Source organism: Streptomyces yatensis, assembly GCF_018069625.1.
GTDB classification, from domain to species: Bacteria; Actinomycetota; Actinomycetes; order Streptomycetales; family Streptomycetaceae; genus Streptomyces; species Streptomyces yatensis.
This window is the reverse complement of the sequence record NZ_CP072941.1, coordinates 9,295,775-9,317,499: the sequence shown is the minus strand read 5'-3', so window position 1 is coordinate 9,317,499 and position 21,725 is coordinate 9,295,775. Positions and strand designations below refer to the sequence as shown.

The window sequence follows — 21,725 nt, the reverse complement described above, 5'->3', positions numbered from 1 at the left end:
GTGGTCTCGTCCGCGACCAGTGACTGCTGAAGCGCGGCGAGCGCCAGATCCGGGGGCATGCCGGGGAGCTGTCGCTGAGCCGCCCCCATGCCGCTGTCGGCCCATGCTCCCCAGGCCACGGATGTGGCCACCAGCCCCTCGGCCCGGCGCCGCTGGGCCAGTCCGTCCAGAACGGCGTTGGCCGCCGCATAGCTCCCCTGGCCCGCGTTGCCCAGCGTCCCCGCAGCCGACGAGAACAACACAAAGGCATCCAGGTCCCGACCTCGCGTCAACTCATCCAGGTGTCGCGCCCCCGCGACCTTGACCCGCATCACCTCCCGGATCCGCTCCGGGGTCAGCGACTCCAACACACCGTCATCCAGCACACCCGCCGCATGAACCACCACACGCAAATCCGCGATCCCGGCTACCAACGCCGCCACCTCTCCCCGATCAGCCACGTCACACCCCACCACCGACACCACCGCACCCGACGCCTCCAGCCCCGCCACCAACTCCGCGACGCCGGGTGCCTCGGCCCCCCGACGACTCGCCAACACAATCCGCTCCACGCCGGCCCCGGCCAGCCAACGCGCCACATGGCCGCCCAGCGCGCCCGTACCCCCGGTGACCAAAGCAGCCCCACGACCACGCCACTCGGCGGACGTGTCCGCCACCGGTGCCACCCGGGTCAGCCGGGCACCCCACGCTCCAGCGGCACGGACCGCCACCTGGTCCTCTCCCGTCCCGCCGCTCAGAACCCGACACAGCCAGGCCCCGACACCCTCATCCACAACCGGCGGCAGATCGATCAACCCACCCCAGCGATCCGGATACTCCAAACCGATCACCCGGCCAAGCCCCCACAGCCCCGCCTGATCCGGATCCACCACATCCCCGTCGACCACCGAGACCGCCCCCCGAGTAACACACCACAGCGGCGCGGTCGTTTGAAGCGTCTGCAACAAGAGGACGGTCTCCTCGACGGGCAGCAGCGACACCACACCCGCCACGGCAGGGACGGTCTCCGGCGCCGTGATGTCTGCGAGCTCCGCGACCTCCGCCACCGTCACCATCCGCACCTCGGCCCCTGCCGCGCGCATCGCACCCATCAGGTCATCGGCGCCGCCGCCGGGCTCGACCACCAGCAGCCATGTGCCGGTGAGGACGGACTCCTCGGAGACGCCCGGAATCGGCGCCCACCCGAGCCGATAGCGCCAGCCGTCGATGACAGATTGCTCCTGACGCACCCTTCGCCACGCCGCCAGAGCGGGCAGAGCCGCGCTCAGCGGCTGCCCAGCGTCGATGCCGAACGAACCGAGATCACCACGCTCCACCGCGTCCCAGAAGGCCGCGTCAACGGCGCTGGTCGCGGGCTGGGCCGAGGACGGCTCCAGCCAGAACCGCTCACGCTGGAACGCATACGTCGGCAGATCCACCTGCCGAGCACCCGGGAACACCGCCCGCCAATCCACCTCCACACCCCGGACGTACAGCCCGCCCAGAGCGGCCATGACGGTAAGGGGCTCCGGGCGATCCGGGCGGAGTACGGGCAGTCCGTCGCCATCGGCCAGAGCTGACAGCGTGCCGTCGGGGCCCAGCTCCAGGAAGGTACTGACGCCCAGGCCACGGAGTGTCTCGAGCCCGTCGGCGAACCGGACGGTCTCCCGAACGTGGCGCACCCAGTACTCCGGCGAGCACAGCTCCTCGCCCGCCACCACACCGGATACGTTCGACACCACCGGCACGTTCGGGGCCCGGAACTCCACCCCCGCAGCACCTCGCCGAACTCCGCCAGCATCCCGTCCATACGCGACGAATGAAACGCATGGCTCACCCGCAACCACCGCGTCCGCACTCCCCGCCCGGTGAACACCTCCTCGACGGCACGAACCGCCGCCTCATCACCGGAGATGACGGTCGCCGCCGGGCCGTTGACCGCCGCCACGCTCACCCGGCCCTCGTAACCGGCCAGCTGCGGAAGGACCTCGGACTCCGCGGCCTGGAGAGAGACCATCGAGCCGCCCTCGGGCAACGCCTGCATCAAACGACCCCGAGCAGCCACCACCCGCGCCGCATCCTCCAACGACCACACACCCGCCACATACGCCGCAGCCACCTCACCAACGGAATGACCCAGCAAATAATCCGGCTTCACACCCCAGGAGATCATCAGCCGATACAACGACACCTCAAGCGCAAACAAACCCGCCTGCGCATACGCCGTCTCGCGGATCAACTCCTCGTCATCACCCCACACCACCTCACCCAAAGGCCGGCCCAAAAGCCGGTCCAGCTCCCCACACACCTCATCCCACGCCTCCGCGAACACCGGATACGCCTCATACAACCCACGCCCCATCCCCAACCGCTGCGACCCCTGACCCGCACACACCACACCCAACCCACCTCCGACTGGGCCGCCCACAACCACCGGCCCCTCCAAAGCCCCCAGCAACCCCGCGCGATCCGCACCCACCACCACCGCACGATGCGACAACGCAGAACGCGCAGCCACCAACGACCACCCCACATCAGCGGAATCCAGATCCGGATTCCGCTCCGCGAAGGCCCGTAGCCGTGCGGCCTGCGCTTGCAAACTCGCCTCGTCCCGAGCCGAGAACGCCCAGGGAATCGCCGGGAGTTCCAATCGCTCCGGCCCGGGCTCAGCTTCGTCCGTCCTGTCGGGGGCCTGCTCCAGAATCACATGGGCGTTGGTACCGCTCGCCCCGAACGATGAGACTCCGGCGCGGCGGGGCCGCCCGGCCTCCGGCCACGCCATCTGCTCGCCCAGGAGTGCCACCGCGCCAGCGGACCAGTCCACGTGCGGTGTCGGCTCGTCGATGTGCAGGCTCTGCGGCAGCACACCGTGGCGCATCGCCATCACCATCTTGATCACACCGGCAACCCCCGCCGCCGCCTGCGTATGACCAATGTTCGACTTCAACGACCCCAACCACAGCGGCCGCTCCGGATCACGATCCTGACCATAGGTGGCCAACAGGGCCTGCGCCTCGATCGGATCACCCAGCGTCGTACCCGTACCGTGCGCCTCTACCGCATCCACATCCACCGCGGACAAACGGGCATTCGCCAGCGCCTGCCGGATCACCCGCTGCTGCGACGGACCATTCGGCGCCGTCAACCCATTCGACGCACCGTCCTGATTCACCGCCGAACCCCGCACCACCGCCAACACCCGATGGCCGTTCCGCTCAGCATCAGACAGCCGCTCCACCAACAGCAGCCCCACACCCTCCGACCAACCCGTCCCATCCGCACCAGCGGCAAAGGACTTGCACCGGCCATCGGCAGCCAGCCCGCCCTGGCGCGTGAACTCCACAAAGACCTGCGGCGTCGCCAGCACGGTGACTCCGCCCGCGAGCGCCAGCGAGCACTCCCCGCGCCGTAGCGATTCGCTCGCCAGATGCAGCGCCACCAGCGACGACGAACACGCCGTGTCCACCGTCAGAGCAGGCCCCTCCAGACCGAACGTATAGGCCAGCCGCCCGGATGCCACGCTGCCCGCGATGCCCGTGCTCCGATAGCCCTCGATGCTCTCCGGGACATCGGCGAGCCACGAGCCGTAGTCGTGGTACATCACACCCGTGAAGACCCCCGTCCGGCTGCCTTTGAGCGTGTCCGGGGCGATTCCGGCCCGCTCGAACACCTCCCAGGCCGCCTCCAGCAGCAGCCGCTGCTGCGGATCCATCGCCAGCGCCTCACGCGGCGAGATCCCGAAGAACCCGGCGTCGAAATCAGCGGCGTCATAGAGGAATCCGCCGTCTCGGGCGTACGAGGCCCCGGCGCCGTCCTTGGCCCCGGCCAAGGTCGCCAGATCCCAACCCCGGTCCGTGGGCAGCGCGGAGACCGCGTCGGTGGCCGAGTCGACCAGGCGCCACAAATCCTCGGGGGACTCGACACCCCCGGGAAAGCGGCAGCTCATGCCCACGATCACAATTGGATCGTCGTCGACGGCCGGCAGCGGCGCGGTCGGGTCGGCGGCGGGCAGGGAGCCCCATATCTCGGCCAGCACACGCTCGGCCAGCAGCTGCGGGGTGGGGTGATCGAAGACGGCGGTGGCGGGCAGCCGTACGCCGGTGGCCGCGCTGATCCGGTTGCGCAGTTCCACCGCGGTCAGCGAGTCGAAGCCGATCTCCTGGAAGGTCCGCGCGCTGTCGATGGACTCCGCGGAGACGTGGCCGAGGACGCCGGCCACGTGTTCCTGCACCAGGCCCACGACCCGGTGTTCCCTTTCGGTCTCTGTTGCCCCGGCGAGTTCGTGTCGCAGTCCGGCAGGGGTACCTCCGGTCCCGACTGCCCTACGGACGGGGGCGGTGACCAGACCGCTCAGGATCGACGGCAATGTGCCCGCGGCAGCCTGTTCCCGTAGCGCCGGCATGTTCAGGGGCGTGGCCAGGACCATCGCCTCATCGGCGGCGAGCGCCGCGTCGAACAGGTCCAGTCCTTGTTTGTTGCTGATGCTCGTTCCCACGGACCGGGAGATCCTCGACAGCTGCACCTCGGCCAGATCAGTGGTCAGTTCGCTGCGTTCTTCCCAGAACCCCCACGCGATGGACACCCCCGGCAGCCCCTGCGCCCGCCGATGCGCAGCCAACGCATCCAGAAACCCATTCGCCGCCGCATAACTCCCCTGACCCGCATTCCCCAACACACCCGCCGCCGACGAGAACAACACAAACGCCGACAGATCCAACCCACACGTCGCCTCATGCAAATACCAAGCCCCCAACGCCTTCGGCCCCAACACCCCAACCAACCGCCCACCATCCAAAGAACCAACCACCCCGTCATCCACCACACCCGCCGCATGCACCACCACCCCCAACCCCTCAATCGACCCCACCAACCCCGCCACCGCACCCCGATCCGCCACATCACACGCCACCACCCGCACCCGCGCACCCAACCCCTCCAACTCCCCAACCAAACCCCCAACCCCCGGAGCACCCCACCCCCGACGACTCACCAACACCACCTCACCCACCCCATACACCGACACCAAATGCCGCGCCACCAAACCACCCAACAACCCCGTCCCACCCGTCACCAACGCCACACCACCACCCACATCCGAAACCACACCACCAGCCGGACCACCACCACTCACACCCACCAACCGCGGCACCCACACCCGCCCCCCACGCACCGCAACCTCCGACTCCCCCAGCCCCACCACACCCGCAACCACACCCACATCCCCATCAACACCCACATCCACCAACACAAACCGCCCCGGATGCTCCGACTGCGCCGACCGCACCAACCCCCACACCGCACCACCACCCACATCCACCACACCCTCACCACCCACCGACACCGCACCCCGCGTCACCACCACCAACCGCGAACCCCCAAACCGCTCATCCCCCACCCACAACCGCAAAACCTCCAACACACCCACCACATCAACCCCCGACAACACCACACACCCCGGCACCACCCCACCCAAAGCCACCTCACCCCACTCCACAAACGACCCCACCCCACACACACCCACATCCACCCACTCCACCCGATACAACGCATCGCGGCTGCCGACCCGGGCGTCGGCGAGCTGTCCCTCCGGGACGGGCCGGAGTACCAGGGAGTCCACCGACAGGACCGCCTCACCCCCCTCATCGGTCACCCTCAGCGACACCGTGTCCGGCCCGGCGGGCGCCAGCGCCATCCGGACGGCGGAGGCGCCGACCGCGTGCAGCCTGACGCCGCTCCAGGAGAACGGGAGATACGCCCCGCCGTCGTCGGTGATCAGGCCGCCCAGTCCGACGCCGTGGAGCCCGGCGTCGAGCAGAGCCGGATGTATCGCGCAGCGAGCCGCATCACCTCTCGCCTCCTCCGGTACCACCGCCTCGACGAAGAGCTCGTCTCCCCGGCGCCAGGCATCCCGCAGCCCCCGGAACACCGGCCCATACGCATACCCCCGCTCCGCCAACGCCCCATAAACCCCCTCCACTCCCACCCGCTCCGCACCCACCGGCGGCCACACCTCCACAGCCGACACCTCAACCTCGGCCACCCCCACCACACCCACCGCATGCCGAACCCACTCACCCTCCCGACACGAAAACACCGACACCGAACGACGGCCCCCCTCACCCGGACCACCCACCGCAACCTGAACCTCCACCTCACCCCGCCCCGGAAGCACCAACGGCCCCTCCAACGTCAACTCCTCAACCACCCCACACCCCAACCGCAACCCCGCCTGCAACACCAACTCCACAAACCCCGTCCCCGGGAACAGGACCACACCGGATACCGAGTGTTCGGCCAGCCACGGCTGACCGGCCAGCGAGAGCACACCGGTGAGCAGCGCACCTCCGGAATCGGGCAAGGGCACTATCGCACCCACGAGGGGGTGGTCGACCTCGGCCGAGCCGGGTGTCGACCGGAGGGAAGCCGCCCAGAAGCGCCGACGCTGGAAGGCGTAGGTCGGCAGGTCGATGGCGTGCGCGTCCAGCCCGGCGAACGCCGCCCGCCACTCCACCGCGACGCCCCGGACATGCAACCGGCCCAGCGCGGTGAGGAAGGAGACCAGGCCGCCGTCGTCGCGGCGCAGCGATCCGGTGGTGATGACCGGGGTGTCGGTGGCGTCGGCGGTGTCCTGGATACCGATGGTCAGCACCGGATGCGGACTGGCCTCGACGAACACCGTGTGCCCGAGCTCCAGCAGCCCCTCAATCGTGGACCGGAATTCCACGGTCTCGCGCAGATTCCGGTACCAGTACCCCGCGTCCAGCTCCGCGGTGTCCATCAGCCGCCCGGTCACCGCCGAATAGAACGGCACCTGCCCACCGCACGGCGCGACGCCCGCCAGAGCCTCCGCCAGCTCTCCCCGGATCTCTTCCACCTGCACCGAATGCGAGGCGTAATCCACCGGAATCCGCTTGGCCTCAGGGAACTCCACCAGCACCGCATCCAGCACCTCAACCGACCCGGACACCACCGTCGACGCCGGACCGTTCACCGCCGCCACCGACAAACCGGTACGGTCCCGCAGCTGATCGGCGGGCACCGGGACGGACACCATCCCACCCCGACCCGACAAGGCAAGCAACGCCCTACTCCGCAGCACCACCACCCGGGCGCCATCCGACAGCGACAGACCACCCGCCACACACGCCGCCGCGATCTCGCCCTGCGAATGACCCACCACCGCCGACGGCACCACACCAAACGAACGCCACAACTCGGCCAGGGACACCATCACCGCCCACAACACCGGCTGCACCACATCCACCCGGCCCAGCGCCGCCTCATCACCCAACACATCGAACAGCGACCACTCCACCAGCGGAGCCAACGCATCCGCACACTCACCCAACCGCCGCGCGAACACCGGCGAGGACTCCGCCAACGCCAGCGCCATCCCCACCCACTGCGACCCCTGACCCGGGAAGACGAACACCACTCCACGATCCGCCCCGACCGCGCCGGTGACCTCCACCGCGTCCAACCCACGTCGCAGTGCGGCGAGGTCCGAGCCCACGACGACGGTGCGATGGGGCAGCAGCGCACGCGTAGATGCCAACGACCAGCCCACGTCCACCGGGTCAAGCGAGGGGTGGTCGTCGACAAAGGTCCGCAAGTGCTCGATCTGCGCCCGCAGACCCGCATCGCTCGCGCCCGAGAGCACCCAGGGCACCGCCACCGGCTCGACACGATCCTGCCTGCTCTCGGCCGCCACCTCCGGTGCCTGCTCCAGGATGACGTGGGCGTTGGTGCCGCTCACGCCGAAGGCCGACACTCCGGCGCGTCGCGGTCGACCCTCCTCCCGCCACTCGGCCGGCTCGGTGAGCAACTCCACCGCACCGGTGGACCAATCCACCTTCGGTGTCGGCTCATCCACATGCAGTGTGCGCGGGAGCACTCCGTGCCGCAGCGCCATCACCATCTTGATCACACCGGCCACACCCGCCGCCGCCTGCGTATGACCGATATTCGACTTCAACGACCCCAACCACAGCGGCCGCTCCGGATCCCGGCCCTGACCGTACGTGGCCAACAGCGCCTGCGCCTCGATCGGATCACCCAGCGTCGTCCCCGTACCGTGCGCCTCCACCGCATCCACATCCACCGCCGACAAACGAGCATTCGCCAACGCCTGCCGAATCACCCGCTGCTGCGACGGACCATTCGGCGCCGTCAACCCATTCGACGCACCGTCCTGATTCACCGCCGAACCCCGCACCACCGCCAACACCCGATGGCCGTTTCGCTCAGCATCGGACAACCGCTCCACGAGCAGCATGCCCACGCCCTCGCCCCACCCCGTGCCGTCCGCCGCCCCGGCGAACGCCTTGCACCGCCCGTCCGGGGCCAGCCCGCGCTGGCGCGAGAACTCCACGAAGGTGCTGGGCGTCGCCATCACCGTCACGCCGCCCGCGAGCGCCAGCGAACACTCGCCCCGCCGCAGCGCCTCACTCGCCAGATGCAACGCCACCAGCGAGGACGAACACGCCGTGTCCACGGTCAGCGCGGGGCCCTCCAGACCCAGCGCGTAGGCGATCCGACCGGACATCACGCTGGTCGCGGCACCGGTCAGGGCATATCCCTCGTCCGACGCCGAGGGATAGCCCTGGGCCCAGCCGCCGATGAAGACACCGGTCCTGGTGGCCCGCAGAGAGGTCGGCGCCATCCTGGCGCGCTCGAAGACCTGCCACGCCGACTCCAGCAGCAGTCTCTGCTGGGGGTCCATCGCCAGCGCCTCACGCGGTGAGATGCCGAAGAGTTCCGGGTCGAACTCCGCGGCGTCGTAAAGGAATCCGCCGGTACGCGCATAGCTGGTGCCGGGACGGTCCGGATCCGGGTCGTACAGCGCGTCCGTGTCCCAGCCACGGTCGTCGGGGAAGTCGCAGAGCACTTCCCGGCCCTCGCTGACGACCCGCCACAAGTCCTCGGGGGATTGGATGTCTCCCGGGAAGCGGCAGCTCATCGCGATGATGGCGATCGGCTCGTCGAGGGCCGCCGCGCCGACGGGCACAGCCTCCTCGGCGGAGGGCATCTCGAGGGAGCCCGCCCGGTCGCCGCCGAGCAGCTCCGAGCACAGCAGGTCGGCAACGGCCCGACAGCTCGGGTGGTCGAACAGCAAGGTGGCCGGGAGACGCAGTCCGGTGCTCGTGTTCAGCCGGGTCCGCAGTTCGACCGCCGTCAGCGAGTCGAAGCCCAGTTGCCGGAAGGGCACCATCGGGTCGATGGCCGCCGGGTCGCGATGCCCCAGGAGTTCGGCCGCGTGCTCGCGTACCAGATCCACCAGCATCCGGTCCCGATCGGCCACGGGCACCCCGGCCAGTCGCCCCCGCAATCCGGAGCGGTCACCTGCCACCGCCAGGGCGCCGGAGTCCTTTCGCAGCTGTGGCAGTTCGCTGAGCAGGGGGCTGGGCCGACCGGCCATGAAGGCCGGGCCGAAGGTCTCCCAGTCGACGTCCGCGATGACCGGGCAGGGCTCGTCCGCTCCGACGACGTGGCGCAGCGCGGCGACGCCCGTCTCCGGCCGCATCGGGCGCAGGCCGAGGCGGCTCAGCCGCTCCTCGTTCTCGGGCGCGAGGCTGCCGCCCCAGGTGCCCCATCCGATCGAGGTGGCCGGTAGGCCGCGTGCCCGGCGTCGCTGTGCCAAACCGTCGAGCACAGCGTTCGCCGCCGCGTATCCGGCCTGGCCGGCGCCACCCCAGACCGCCGCTGCCGAGGAGAAGAGGACGAACGCCTCAAGCGACGCGTGGTCGAGCAGCTCGTCCAGGTGCAGGGCGCCGGTGACCTTGGCGTCGAAGACGGCGGCGTACTCGTCGAGATCCGCGTCGATCGCACCGCCGAACCGCACGGTTCCCGCGAGATGGACCACGGCGGTGAGGTCCGGCACCGACGCCAGCACCTCGACGAGAGCGGCCCGGTCGGTCACATCGCAGGCCGTCATGGTGACTCGTACGCCGAGCGCGGTCAGTTCGTCCTCCAGCGCGGCCGCCCCCGGGGCCTGCGAGCCGCGACGGCCGAGCAGCACCAGGTGCTCCGCACCCGCCTGTGCCAGCCACCTTGCCACCCGCGCACCCAGCGCACCGGTGCCTCCGGTGATCAGAACCGTGCCGTGCGGGCGCCATGCGTCGGCCGGTCCGGTCGTGGCCGCCGGTTCCAGCCGTCGGCCCAGGGCCGCCGAAGGCCGCACCGCGACCTGGTCCTCGCCGACCGTCTCGGCCAGCACGGCGACGAACCTCCCCGCCACCTGTGCGTCCCAGTCCGTGGGCAGGTCGATCAGCCCACCCCAGTGTCCGGATCGCTCCAGTCCGGCCACGCGTCCGAATCCCCATATCGCCGCCTGGGCCGGGCTGGGTTCCGGATCCCCCGGCAGGGCCGCGACGGCCGACCGGGTGACACACCACAGCGGAGCCTCGACCTCGGCGGCGGCGAGCGCACACAGCAGCTCGACAGTGTGCGCCATCCCCTGGGACAGGGCCCGGTGGGTCGGATGCGGACGCTCGTCGAGGGCCAGGAACGAGACGACACCGGAGATGTCATCGGATCCGACCGCGTCCGTCAGCAGCCCGGTCAGGCTCTGACGCTCCGCGTCGTACGGCACCTGGAGGGTACGGACCCGCGCGCCACCCTGCTCGGCCAGCGCCTGGGCACCGGCCATGGCCCACTCGTCCCCTTCGGGGACCACCGCCAGCCACTCTCCGGACAGGGGCGGGGTGTCCATCCCGGGCAGTGGCTTCCAGGCGATCCGGTATCGCCACGCGGCCGCGGCGGACTCGGCAGTGTCCGCTCCAAGCCAGAACCGTTCCCGTTGGAAGGCGTATGTCGGCAGCTCGACGGGCGAGACACCGGCGAAGAGCGGTCGCCAGTCGACCCGGACACCGCGCACATGGAGTTCGGCCAGGTGGCTCAGAAAGCGCTGGATCGTGCCGTCGTCGCGGCGGAGCGATCCACTGGTGAGGATCGGGGTGTCGGTGGCATCGGCGGTGTCCTGGATGCCGATGGTCAGCACCGGATGCGGACTGGCCTCGACGAACACCGTGTGATCCTGGCGTATGAGGGTCTCAACGGTGCCCTGGAACTCCACGGTCTCGCGCAGATTCCGGTACCAGTACCCGGCATCCAGCTCCGCGGTGTCCATCAGCCGCCCGGTCACCGTCGAATAGAACGGCACCTGCCCACCGCGCGGCTCCACACCCGCCAGCGCCTCCGCCAGCTCTCCCCTGATCTCCTCCACCTGCACCGAATGCGAGGCGTAATCCACCGGAATCCGCTTGGCCTCCGGGAACTCCACCAGCACCGCATCCAGCACCTCAACCGACCCCGACACCACCGTCGACGCCGGACCATTCACCGCCGCCACCGACAAACCGGTGCGGTCCCGCAGCCGGTCGGCGGGCACCGGGACGGACACCATCCCACCCCGGCCCGACAGAGCCAGCAGCGCCTTGCTGCGCAAGGCCACCACCCGCGCCCCATCCGCCAGCGACAAACCACCCGCCACACACGCCGCCGCGATCTCACCCTGCGAATGACCCACCACCGCCGACGGCACCACACCAAACGAACGCCACAACTCCGCCAGCGACACCATCACCGCCCACAACACCGGCTGCACCACATCCACCCGGCCCAGCGCCACCTCATCACCCAACACATCGAACAGCGACCACTCCACCAATGCCGCCAGCGCATCCGCACATTCGCCCATCCGCCGTGCGAACACCGGCGAGGACTCCATCAACTCCAAGGCCATCCCGGCCCACTGCGACCCCTGCCCCGGGAAGACGAACACCACGTCTCCGGATGCTCCGGCGCCCCGTACCACGCCGGGCGCGGGCACCCCATCAGCCACCGCGTCCACACCGCGCAGCAACTCGTCGTAGTCAGCCCCCACGACCACAGCGCGGTGCGACAACGTCGTACGTGTCGATGCCAGCGACCATCCCACCTCTGCCGGGGTGGGACGGGGACCGCGCGCCAGGAAGGCACGGAGCCGCTCGGCCTGCGCCCGTAGCCCCGCCTCGCCCTGGCCCGACAACACCCAGGCGACCGTCGTGGCTTCGGGGCCACCTTCCCCGATGGGATCGGTCGGCTGGGCCGCCTCCGGGGCCTGCTCCAGAATGACGTGCGCGTTGGTGCCGCTCACTCCGAACGACGAGACGCCCGCTCGGCGCAGACCACCGGTCGCGGGCCACGGCATTGCCTCGGTGAGCAGCTCGACCCGGCCGCCGGACCAGTCGACGTGTGGCGACGGCGCATCCACATGCAGGGTCCGGGGCAGCACGCCGTGGCGCATCGCCATCACCATCTTGATCACACCGGCAACCCCCGCCGCCGCCTGCGTATGACCGATATTGGACTTCACCGAGCCCAGCAGCAGTGGCCTATCCGGCGCCCGGTCCCGACCGTAGGTGGCCAGCAACGCCTGCGCCTCGATCGGATCACCCAGCGTCGTCCCCGTACCGTGCGCCTCCACCGCGTCCACATCCACCGCGGACAAACGGGCATTCGCCAACGCCTGCCGGATCACCCGCTGCTGCGACGGACCATTCGGCGCCGTCAACCCGTTCGACGCACCGTCCTGATTCACCGCCGAACCCCGCACCACCGCCAACACCCGATGCCCATGGCGCTCGGCGTCCGACAGCCGCTCGACCACCAGCATCCCGGCGCCCTCGGCCCACCCTGTGCCATCCGCCGCCGCAGCGAACGCCTTGCACCGCCCGTCCGCGGCCAGCCCACGCTGGCGGGAGAACTCCACGAACATGGCCGGTGTGGCCATCACCGTCACTCCGCCCGCCAAGGCCAGCGAGCACTCGCCCGCCCTCAGCGACTGCGCTGCCAGATGCAATGCGACCAGCGACGACGAGCATGCCGTGTCCACGGTGACCGCCGGACCTTCGAGGCCCAGGGTGTAGGACACCCGGCCCGAGGCCACGCTCGCCGCGGTGCCGGTCAGCCGATAGCCCTCGGCCGCCTCTCCGGCATCCGCCGCGTAGCCCGCCGACGAGGCTCCGATGAACACACCTGTGCCACTGCCCTTGAGGTGCCCGGCGGGAATCCCCGCCTGTTCCAGCGCCTCCCACGCCGTCTCCAGCAGCAGCCGCTGCTGCGGGTCCATCGCCGCGGCCTCGCGCGGCGAGATGCCGAAGAACCCCGCGTCGAACTCGGCCGCGTCATAGAGGAATCCGCCGTCGCGTGCGTACGAGGTACCGGGGTGGTCGGGGTCGGGATGGTAGAGGCCATCGAGGTCCCAGCCCCGGTCGGAGGGAAAGCCGGAGATGGCGTCTTCGCCGTCGGCCACGATCTGCCAGAGATCATCCGGCGAGTGCACCCGGCCGGGGAACCGGCAGCCCATGCCCACGATCACCACCGGATCGCCACTGTCGGGCGTCGGCCCCGTCGCGGGCACGGTCCGCTCGTCCACCCCGTCGTGGAGCCTGCGGTGCAGATGCTCGGCGAGTGCGGCGGGCGTCGGATAGTCGAACAACAGGGTGCTGGGCAGGGGGAGGGCGGTCGCCTCGCCGAGCCGTTCGCACAGCTCGACGGCGGTGATCGAGTCGAACCCCAGTTGCTTGAAGGTGTGCTCGGCGCCGATGGCCGCCACCGACTCGTATCCGAGCACGACGGCCGCGTGCGCCCGGACCATGCCGAGCACCTCGCCACCGCTCCGGCCCGGGTCCGAGTCCTCAGGCTCGGAGACAACCGCAGGTGCGGAGACAACCGCAGGTGCGGAGGTGACCGCACGCGCAGGCGTAGCCCCGCCCTCGGGGCCTGACGCGGACATCCAGTACGACTCCCGCTGGAAGGCGTACGTGGGCAGCGGGATCCGCCGTCCCCCGGACACCAGCGGGTCCCATACCACCTCGGCGCCCGAGACATACAGCTCGGCCAGCGCGGTGACCAGGGCCAATGGCTCGGGCCGGTCGCGGCGGAGCGCGCCCACCAGCGTCCCGGGCCTGGTCAGGCAGTCGCGGGCCAGGGTGGTGAGCGCCTTGTCCGGGCTCAGCTCCACGATGGTGGTGACGCCCTCGTCCTCCAGCGCGCGGATGCCGTCCAGGAACCGTACGGTCCGACGGACATGCCGTACCCAGTACTCGGGGGAACACAGCTCTTCCGCCGTGGCGCGGCTGCCGGTCACATTCGATATGAGCGGTATCCGCGGCGGCCGGTACGTGAGGCCCTCGGCGACATGCCGAAGCTCGTCGAGGACGGGGTCCAGATGCGGCGAATGGAAGGCGTGGCTGGTCCGGAGCCGCTTCGTTCTGCGTCCGCGGTGGGTCCACTCCGCCGCGAGGTCGAGTACGGCGCGCTCATCCCCCGAGATCACCGTGGCGGCCGGTCCGTTGACCGCGGCCACGCAGATCCGGGCGCTAGCGTCCGACGCCTCGCCCGTCATGAGGGTCCGGGTGACCTCGTCCTCGGTCGCTTCGAGCAGAACCATGGCGCCCGGTTCCGTCACGGCCTGCATCAGCCGGCCGCGGGTGGCGACGAAGGCGGCGGCGTCCGTCAGCGACAGCACACCGGCGACATGGGCGGCGCTCACTTCGCCGAGGGAGTGGCCGATCAGCACGTCCGGTACGAGCCCGAAGTCCTCGAGCAGCCGGAAGAGCGCCACCTCCACCGCGAAGAGTCCGGCCTGGGCGTACACCGTCTGGTCGAGCAGCTGGGCGTCGTCGCCGTGGATGACGTCCCGAAGGGGACGGTCGAGGTGTGCGTCCAGCGCCGTGCACACGGTGTCGAGCGCTTCGGCGAACACGGGGAAGGCGGCGCTGAGTTCGCGTCCCATGCCGAGACGTTGGGATCCCTGGCCGGCGAAGGCGAAGGCGAGCCTTCCCGCCCTCGCCGTGCCGGTCACCAGGCCGGGCGCCGTGCCGCCTTCGGTGAGCGTGTCCAGGCCGGGTGCCGCGTCGGTGGCCTCCGTGGCGAGGAGCACCGCGCGGTGTTCGAAGGTGGTCCGGGTGGTGGCGAGGGAGAAGGCGAGGTCGGTGAGGTTCGGCGACCGCTCCAGATACGGCCGTAGCCGCATCGCCTGGTCCCGGAGCGCGGCCGCGGTCGTCGCCGACAGCGCAAGTGGAACCGGTACGGAGACAGGAAGGGGGCTCGGGTTCGGGAGCGCCCCGGGTTCCGGGTGTGCCGAGGCGTGCGAGGGGGCCCGGACGGGTGGTTCGGCAACCACCACATGGCAGTTGGTGCCGCCCATCCCGAACGAGCTGACGCCGGCGATCAGGCGGTGGTCCGCCTTCGGCCACTCCCCCGGCGCCAGGCGCATTTCCAGGTTGAGCTCGCCCAGGGGGATGCGGGGATTCGGCGTGCGGTGATGGAGAGTGGCGGGCAGCCGACGGTGGTGGATGGCCAGTGCCGTCTTCAGCAGTCCGGCGATACCGGCGGCGGCTTCGAGGTGGCCGATGTTGGTCTTCACCGAACCCAGCTGGACCGGCCCCGTCCCGCTCCGGCCGAAGACGGCGCTCAGGGCCGCCGCCTCGACCGGGTCGCCGAGGGCCGTTCCGGTGCCGTGCAGTTCCACGTACTGCACGGCGCCGGGTGAGACCGCGGCCCGCCGCTGGGCCAGCCGGAGCACCTCTTGCTGACCGCGGGGGTCGGGGGCGGTGAGCGAGGTACCGCCGCCGTCGTTGTTGACCGCGCTGCCCTCGATCACGCAGTAGACGGTGTCGCCGTCGGCGAGGGCGTCGGACAGCGGTTTCAGGACGACGATGCCACCGCCCTCGCCCCGCACATAGCCGTTGGCGCGGGCGTCGAAGGTGAAGCAGCGGCCGTCCGGGGAGAGCGCACCGAAGGCGGCGATGTCGGCGGCGGTTTCCGCGGAGAGGTTCAGGTTCACTCCGCCCGCAAGCGCCAGCCGTGACTCGCCGCGGCGCAGGCTCTCCACGGCCATATGTACCGCGACCAGGGAGGATGCCTGGGCCGCGTCGACGGTCACGCTGGGGCCGCTCAGGCCGAGCACATGGGAGAGCCGGTTCGCGAGCATGCCGCGCTGGACGCCGGTCAGCGTGTGGTGCGAGCGGCCGCGGGCGCGGATCAGCGAGGCGTAGTCGGCGGACCCGGCGCCGATGAACGCGCCGACGGTGGCTCCCCGCAGGGTGGCGGGCACGATGCCCGCGTCCTCCAGCCCCTCCCATCCCAGCTCCAGGATCAGTCGCTGCTGGGGGTCCATCGTCACGGCTTCGCGTGGCGAGATGCCGAAGAAGGCGGGGTCGAAGCGGTCGACGTCGTCGATGAAGCCGCCGTGGCGGATGGCGGGCGGCATGGACGGGTCGCCGGCCCACCGCCCGGCGGGCACCTCGCTGATCGCGGAGACGCCCTCGCTCAGCAGCCGCCAGAACGCCTCGGGGTCGGGTGCCTGCGGAAAGCGGCAGGACATTCCGACGACGGCGATGGCCTCGTCCGGTTCCATGCTGTTCCTCGGGGCGGAATCGTCTGTGGAAGGGTCTGCCGGACCGTGCGCCGAATCACCTACGGGGTCGTCGTTCACTGATCGCGCCCTCGGACCTGCCAGACCTGCCAGACCGACCGTCCGGGGTCCGCGGCGGCCGCGGAGACCACGGCCACCACGTCGTCGCAGAACCGCTCGATCGTGGCGCGGTCGAAGAGGGACGTGCTGAACAGCACGGTTCCGGCGAGGCCGCCGTCCTCCGCGTTCTCGTACAGGTCGATCTCCATGTCCACGTTGACGGTCACCGGGGGATGGGTCATCAGGAACGGTTCGGCGGTCAGCCCGGTGAGCATCAGGGGCCGCTGTGGGGTGTTGACGATCTGGAAGATCACCTTTACCGGCGGATCGTCCGACAGCCGCTTCCCGGCCTGGCCGCCGGTGGCTTCGTCCGAGTGCTTGAGTACGGAGACGAACGGCAGGTCCTGGTGGGTGAAGGCGTCGGACATCGCATCGCGCACCGTGGCCAGCAGGGTGCCGAAGTCGGTGGCGCCGGAGACCTCGGTGCGCAGCGCCAGCATCTTGGAGACGAGGCCGACCACGTTCTCCAGTTCGTCCCGGCCACGGTTGGCCATGGGCACACCGACGAGGACGTCCTGGTGGTCCGAGCGGGCGGCCATGACCACCTTCAGCGCGGTCAGCAGCGTCATGTACAAGGTGGCGCTGGACGATTCGCCCAGCCGCCGGGCCGCCTCCACGGCGTCCTTCGGCAGTCGCCAGTGGTGGATGCCGCTCTCGTACCGGGCCGGCGTGGCGCGGGGCCGGTCGGTGGGCAGTTCGGCGGGTGCCATTGCGTCGAAGTGCCGCTGCCAGTAGTCGAGTTGGCGGCGCAGCAGGTCCCCGCGCAGCCACTCGCGCTCCCAGTTCGCGACATCGGCGTACTGGACGGGCACGGGTGGCAGATCGGGTTCGGCGCCGCGCAGCAGCGCCGAGTACACGAGGGACAGATCGCGGACCAGCACACCCTGGGACCAGCCGTCGGTGACCAGATGGTGCAGGGTGAGCACCAGCACATGGTCGAGCTCGGCCAGGCGCAGCACACGCAGCCGCGCCAGTGGGCCGCTCGTGAGATCGAAGGGCCGGGCCGCCTCCTGTCCGGCCAGTACGGAGGCCTCGGCCTCGTCGTCCGCCTCGGCCACCTCCACCCGGACCGGCACATGCGGCCGGATCACCTGGACGTACCCGTCGGCTTCCTCGACGAAGGTGGTGCGCAGGGCCTCGTGCCGGTCGATCAGCAGGTCCATCGCCCGCCGCAGGCAGTCGAGGTCCAGTCGGCCCGACACGCGCACGGCCATGGGGATGTTCCAGTGCCCGGCGTCGAGGACATCGCCGAAGAAGAGGTCCGTCTGCTGCTGTGCGAAGGTGAGGGGGACGGGCTGATCGCGTCGGGTGGGGATCAGCGGCGGCAGCTCGGGGTCGGGAACGGACCGGGTCGCGGCGGTGAGCGCGGACGCCAGCTCCCTGGGCGTGCGCTGCTGGAACACGGTCTTCAGCGGTACGTCGACGCCAAGGGCGGTCCGGAGCCTGGCGACCACCCGGGTGGCGATGAGGGAATGGCCGCCCAGTGCGAAGAAGTCGTCGTCGATGCCGACCCTGGTGGCGCCGAGCAGATCCGTGTAGACGCGGCAGACGGCCTCTTCCTCGGGGGTGCGGGGGGCGACGTAGCCGACCTCGAGCACGGTGCGCAGGTCGGGGGCGGGCAGCGCCTTACGGTCGATCTTGCCGCCGGAGGTCAGGGGCATGGTGTCCAGCAGGACGAACGCGGAGGGCACCATGTACTCGGGCACCGCGGACTCGACGTGGTGGCGCAGGGTTTCGGTCAGCCGGTCGTGCCGGTCCGCGGCGGTGGCATCGGCCACCACATAGGCCACCAGCCGCTTGTCCCCCGGGGTGTCCTCACGCACCATCACGGCCGTGTGGAGCACGTCCTGGTGCCTGGCGAGGATCGCCTCGATCTCGCCCGGTTCGATCCGGAAGCCACGGATCTTCACCTGGTCGTCGATCCGGCCGAGGTATTCCAGGTTGCCGTCGGGCAGCCAGCGCACCAGGTCGCCGGAGCGGTACATGCGCGATCCATCGCCGTGGAACGGGTTCGCCACGAACCGGGCGGCGGTCAGGTCCGGGCGGCCGAGATAGCCCCTGGCCAGGCCCGCTCCGGCCACGCACAGCTCACCGGGCACTCCCACGGGGACGGGCCGGAGCCGCCGGTCGACGACGTACACCCGGGTGTTGCCGATCGGGCGGCCGATGGGGGCGGTGAGCGGCCACTCGGCCACTTCGGCGGGGAGCGAGTACGAGGTCACCACATGGGCTTCGCTGGGACCGTAGTGGTTGTGCAGCCGCAGCTCGGGGCGGCGGGCGCACAGCTCGCGCAGATCGTGGTGGAGGGAGAGGGGTTCACCGGCCTGGGAGAGATGGCGCAGCGCGGCGAGTTCGGTGCCGTGCGGATCCACTTCCTCGGAGATCGCCCGCAGCATCACATTCGGCACGAAGAGCTGGTCGATCTCATGGGTGTGGACCCATCGGGCGAACTCGACGGGGTCCATGCGCAGTTCTTCGCCGGGGATGACGACCGTCTCGCCGTACAGCAGCGCCGAGAAGATCTCCTGCAGCGAGATGTCGAAGGTCAGCGTGGCGAACTGGGCCGTCCTGGCGTCGGGGCCGATCGGCAGGGCCTTCTTCTGCCAGGCCACCAGGTTGAGCACGCAGGCGGCGGGCATGAGGATGCCCTTGGGGACTCCGGTGGAGCCGGAGGTGTAGATGACGTAGGCGAGGTTCTGGGCGCTGGGCCGTGCCGTGGGCGGGGTGGAGGGCCGGCCGGTGAGCGATTCGCGCTCGGTGTCGAGCAGGATGAGCCGGATCCCGGCGGTCCCGGACTCCGTTTCGGAGGACGTTTCGAGCAGGCCGGTGAAGCGCTGCTGGGTGACGGCGACGGTCACCCCGGCGTCGGCCAGGACGAACTGGATACGGTCCCGGGGGTGGTTCGGGTCGATGGGCACATAGGCCGCTCCGAGCTTGAGGATCGCGAGGATCGCCACGATCATCTCGGCGCCGCGGTCGACACACAGCCCGACCAGGGTCTCGGGGCCGATGCCCCGGCTCTCCAGGAGGTGGGCGAGCTGGTTCGACCGCTGGTCCAGCTCGGCGTAGGTGATGCGGTCGGCGCCGCTGATCACGGCCACCGCGCCGGGGCGGCGCTCGGCCTGGGCGGTGAAGAGCGCGGGCAGCGATCCGGCCGGTACGGGGCCCGTGGTGTGGTTGAACTCCTCCAGGACCTTCGTCCGCTCGGCGTCGTCGAGCGGGGAGATCTCGGAGAGGGGCCGGTCCGGCTCGGCCAGAACACCTCGCAGGACGACGGTGACATGGTGCAGCAGCCGCTCGACGGTGCTCCTGTCGAACAGGGCCTTGCTGAAGACGATGTGACCGAGCACGCCGTCCTCGGTCTCGACGAGATGGACCTCCAGGTCCATGCGCGTGAGGATCCGGCCGTGGTCGTAGGGCTCGGTCTCCGCGCCGGGCAGGGCGAGCCGCTCCCCCGGCACGTTGATCATCTGGAAGAGCACCTGTACCAGGGGGTTGCGGGACAGGTCCCGCTCGGGGTGCACCTGCTCCACCAGATACTCGAAGGGCAGGTCACCATGGGCGAAGGCACCGGCCGCCAGGTCCCGGACCCGTGCCAGCAGTTGGCGGAAGGTGGGGTCGCCGGACAGGTTGGTCCGCAGCACCACGGTGTTGACGAAGAACCCGATGAGCCCCTCGACCTCGGCGCGTCCCCGGTTGGCCACCGGGGTGCCCACCGTGATGTCGTCGCTGTCCACGTACCGGCCCAGGACCAGCTGGAAGGCGGCCAGCAAGGTCATGTAGAGGGTCGCGTTCTCACCGGCGCCCAGCCGGCGGGCGGCCTGGATCAGTTCGGCGGGCAGCTCCCAGCGGACCGCGTCGCCTTCCTGGCGGGCGACCGAGGGCCTGGGCCGGTCGGTGGGCAGCTCCAGCGCGGGCGCCATACCGTCCAGCCGCTTCGTCCAGTAGTCCAGCTGGCGGCGCAGGGTCGGACCGGACAGCCAGTCGCGCTCCCACTCGGCGTAGTCGGCGTACTGCACGGGCAGCGGCGGCAGTACGGGCTCCCGCCCGGCGTCGAGGGCCTCGTACGCGGCGGACAGCTCACCCACCAGAATGCCCTGTGACCAAGCGTCCGTGGCCACGTGGTGCACCGTCAGCAGCAGGACGTGGTCGTGTTCGTCCAGCCGCAGTACCTTGGCCCGCAGCAGCGGCCCGGTGCTCAGGTCGAAGGGCTCGGTGATCTCCGCTCCGGCCAGCTGCCGGACCGCGGTGAGCCGCTCCTCCTCCGTGCCGTCGGGCACCGATGCGATCGGCACCGGGACGGGGGCGGGGGGCTGGATCCGCTGCACCGGTTGGCCGCCGGTCTCGGTGAAGGTGGTGCGCAGCGCCTCGTGCCGGGCGACCACGAGCGAAAGGGCCCGGGAGAGATGGGCGACGTCCAGGCGGCCGCGCACCCGCACCGCGAAGGGGAGGTTGTACGAGGCGTTGCCGGGCTCCAGCTGGTCCAGAAACCACAGTCGTCGCTGCGCGAATGACGCCCTCAGCTCACGGTCCCTGGCGACGGGCACCACACCCGTGGATTCCTTTCGCCTGGTGCGCTCGAAGAGATTACTCATGGCCGCGCTGAGACCTTGGGATTTGGGCGCGCCTGATTGCCCCACAACACAGCCTTCCCCGACGACTGATGGAAATGGTTTTGCGCGATTATTTCGCTGATACTGCCACTGCTGCTTGCCCAGCTATGGCGCGGACGCCATTTAAAGCTATGGCGCGGACGCCGTTTATAGGGAAGTCAGCACCCGTGCACCATCGCCCCGGCCCGCGCCGGTATTCGACGTGCGGCATACAAGGATCCGAGGTCCGGCGAAGCGCGCCCGTCGGCTGAAACTCACCGGGCGGGCGGCGCCCCTATTCGAGGCGAGCATCCGGAGCCCCTCGAACTCCGCGGAGCGGGCGGGCGGTTGGGCGACAGCCCGCGTACCGGCGCCCACCAGGCTCTTGCCGGATTCATGAGGCGTCAGCCATGCGGTGACGCCAGGACCGGACAGGGAATTTCCGCGAAATGCGCCACGCTGCGGTGAGATGTCGTTTTCCTCGCGATCCTCGCGATCCAAGACAGCGTTTCCTGAGGTCAACCGGTCGGTCATTCGGTCCATTAAGGCAGCACGTGCAACCGGTCGCGCGATCCCGGTGATATCGGATGCGCGCAACGCCAAAACACTCACCACAGCCCCCGTTCGCCGTC

At 70.2% G+C, this 21,725-nt stretch carries 2 protein-coding genes and 1 pseudogene; all 3 read right to left on the bottom strand.

Annotated features, from left to right (window positions below):
- Nucleotides 1-155: 155 nt before the first annotated feature.
- Nucleotides 156-1,316, bottom strand: a pseudogene (locus tag J8403_RS44875) (beta-ketoacyl reductase); the annotation flags it as partial.
- Complete coding sequence (locus J8403_RS44100; protein WP_246586199.1) at nt 1,265-16,384, bottom strand: type I polyketide synthase; 15,120 nt, start codon at nt 16,382-16,384, stop codon at nt 1,265-1,267. The pseudogene J8403_RS44875 and the gene J8403_RS44100, both read right to left, overlap by 52 nt.
- Before the next feature lie 74 nt (nt 16,385-16,458).
- On the bottom strand, nt 16,459-21,096 hold the full coding sequence (locus J8403_RS39090; RefSeq protein WP_211127320.1) for a non-ribosomal peptide synthetase: 4,638 nt from the start codon (nt 21,094-21,096) through the stop codon (nt 16,459-16,461).
- Nucleotides 21,097-21,725: the final 629 nt, after the last annotated feature.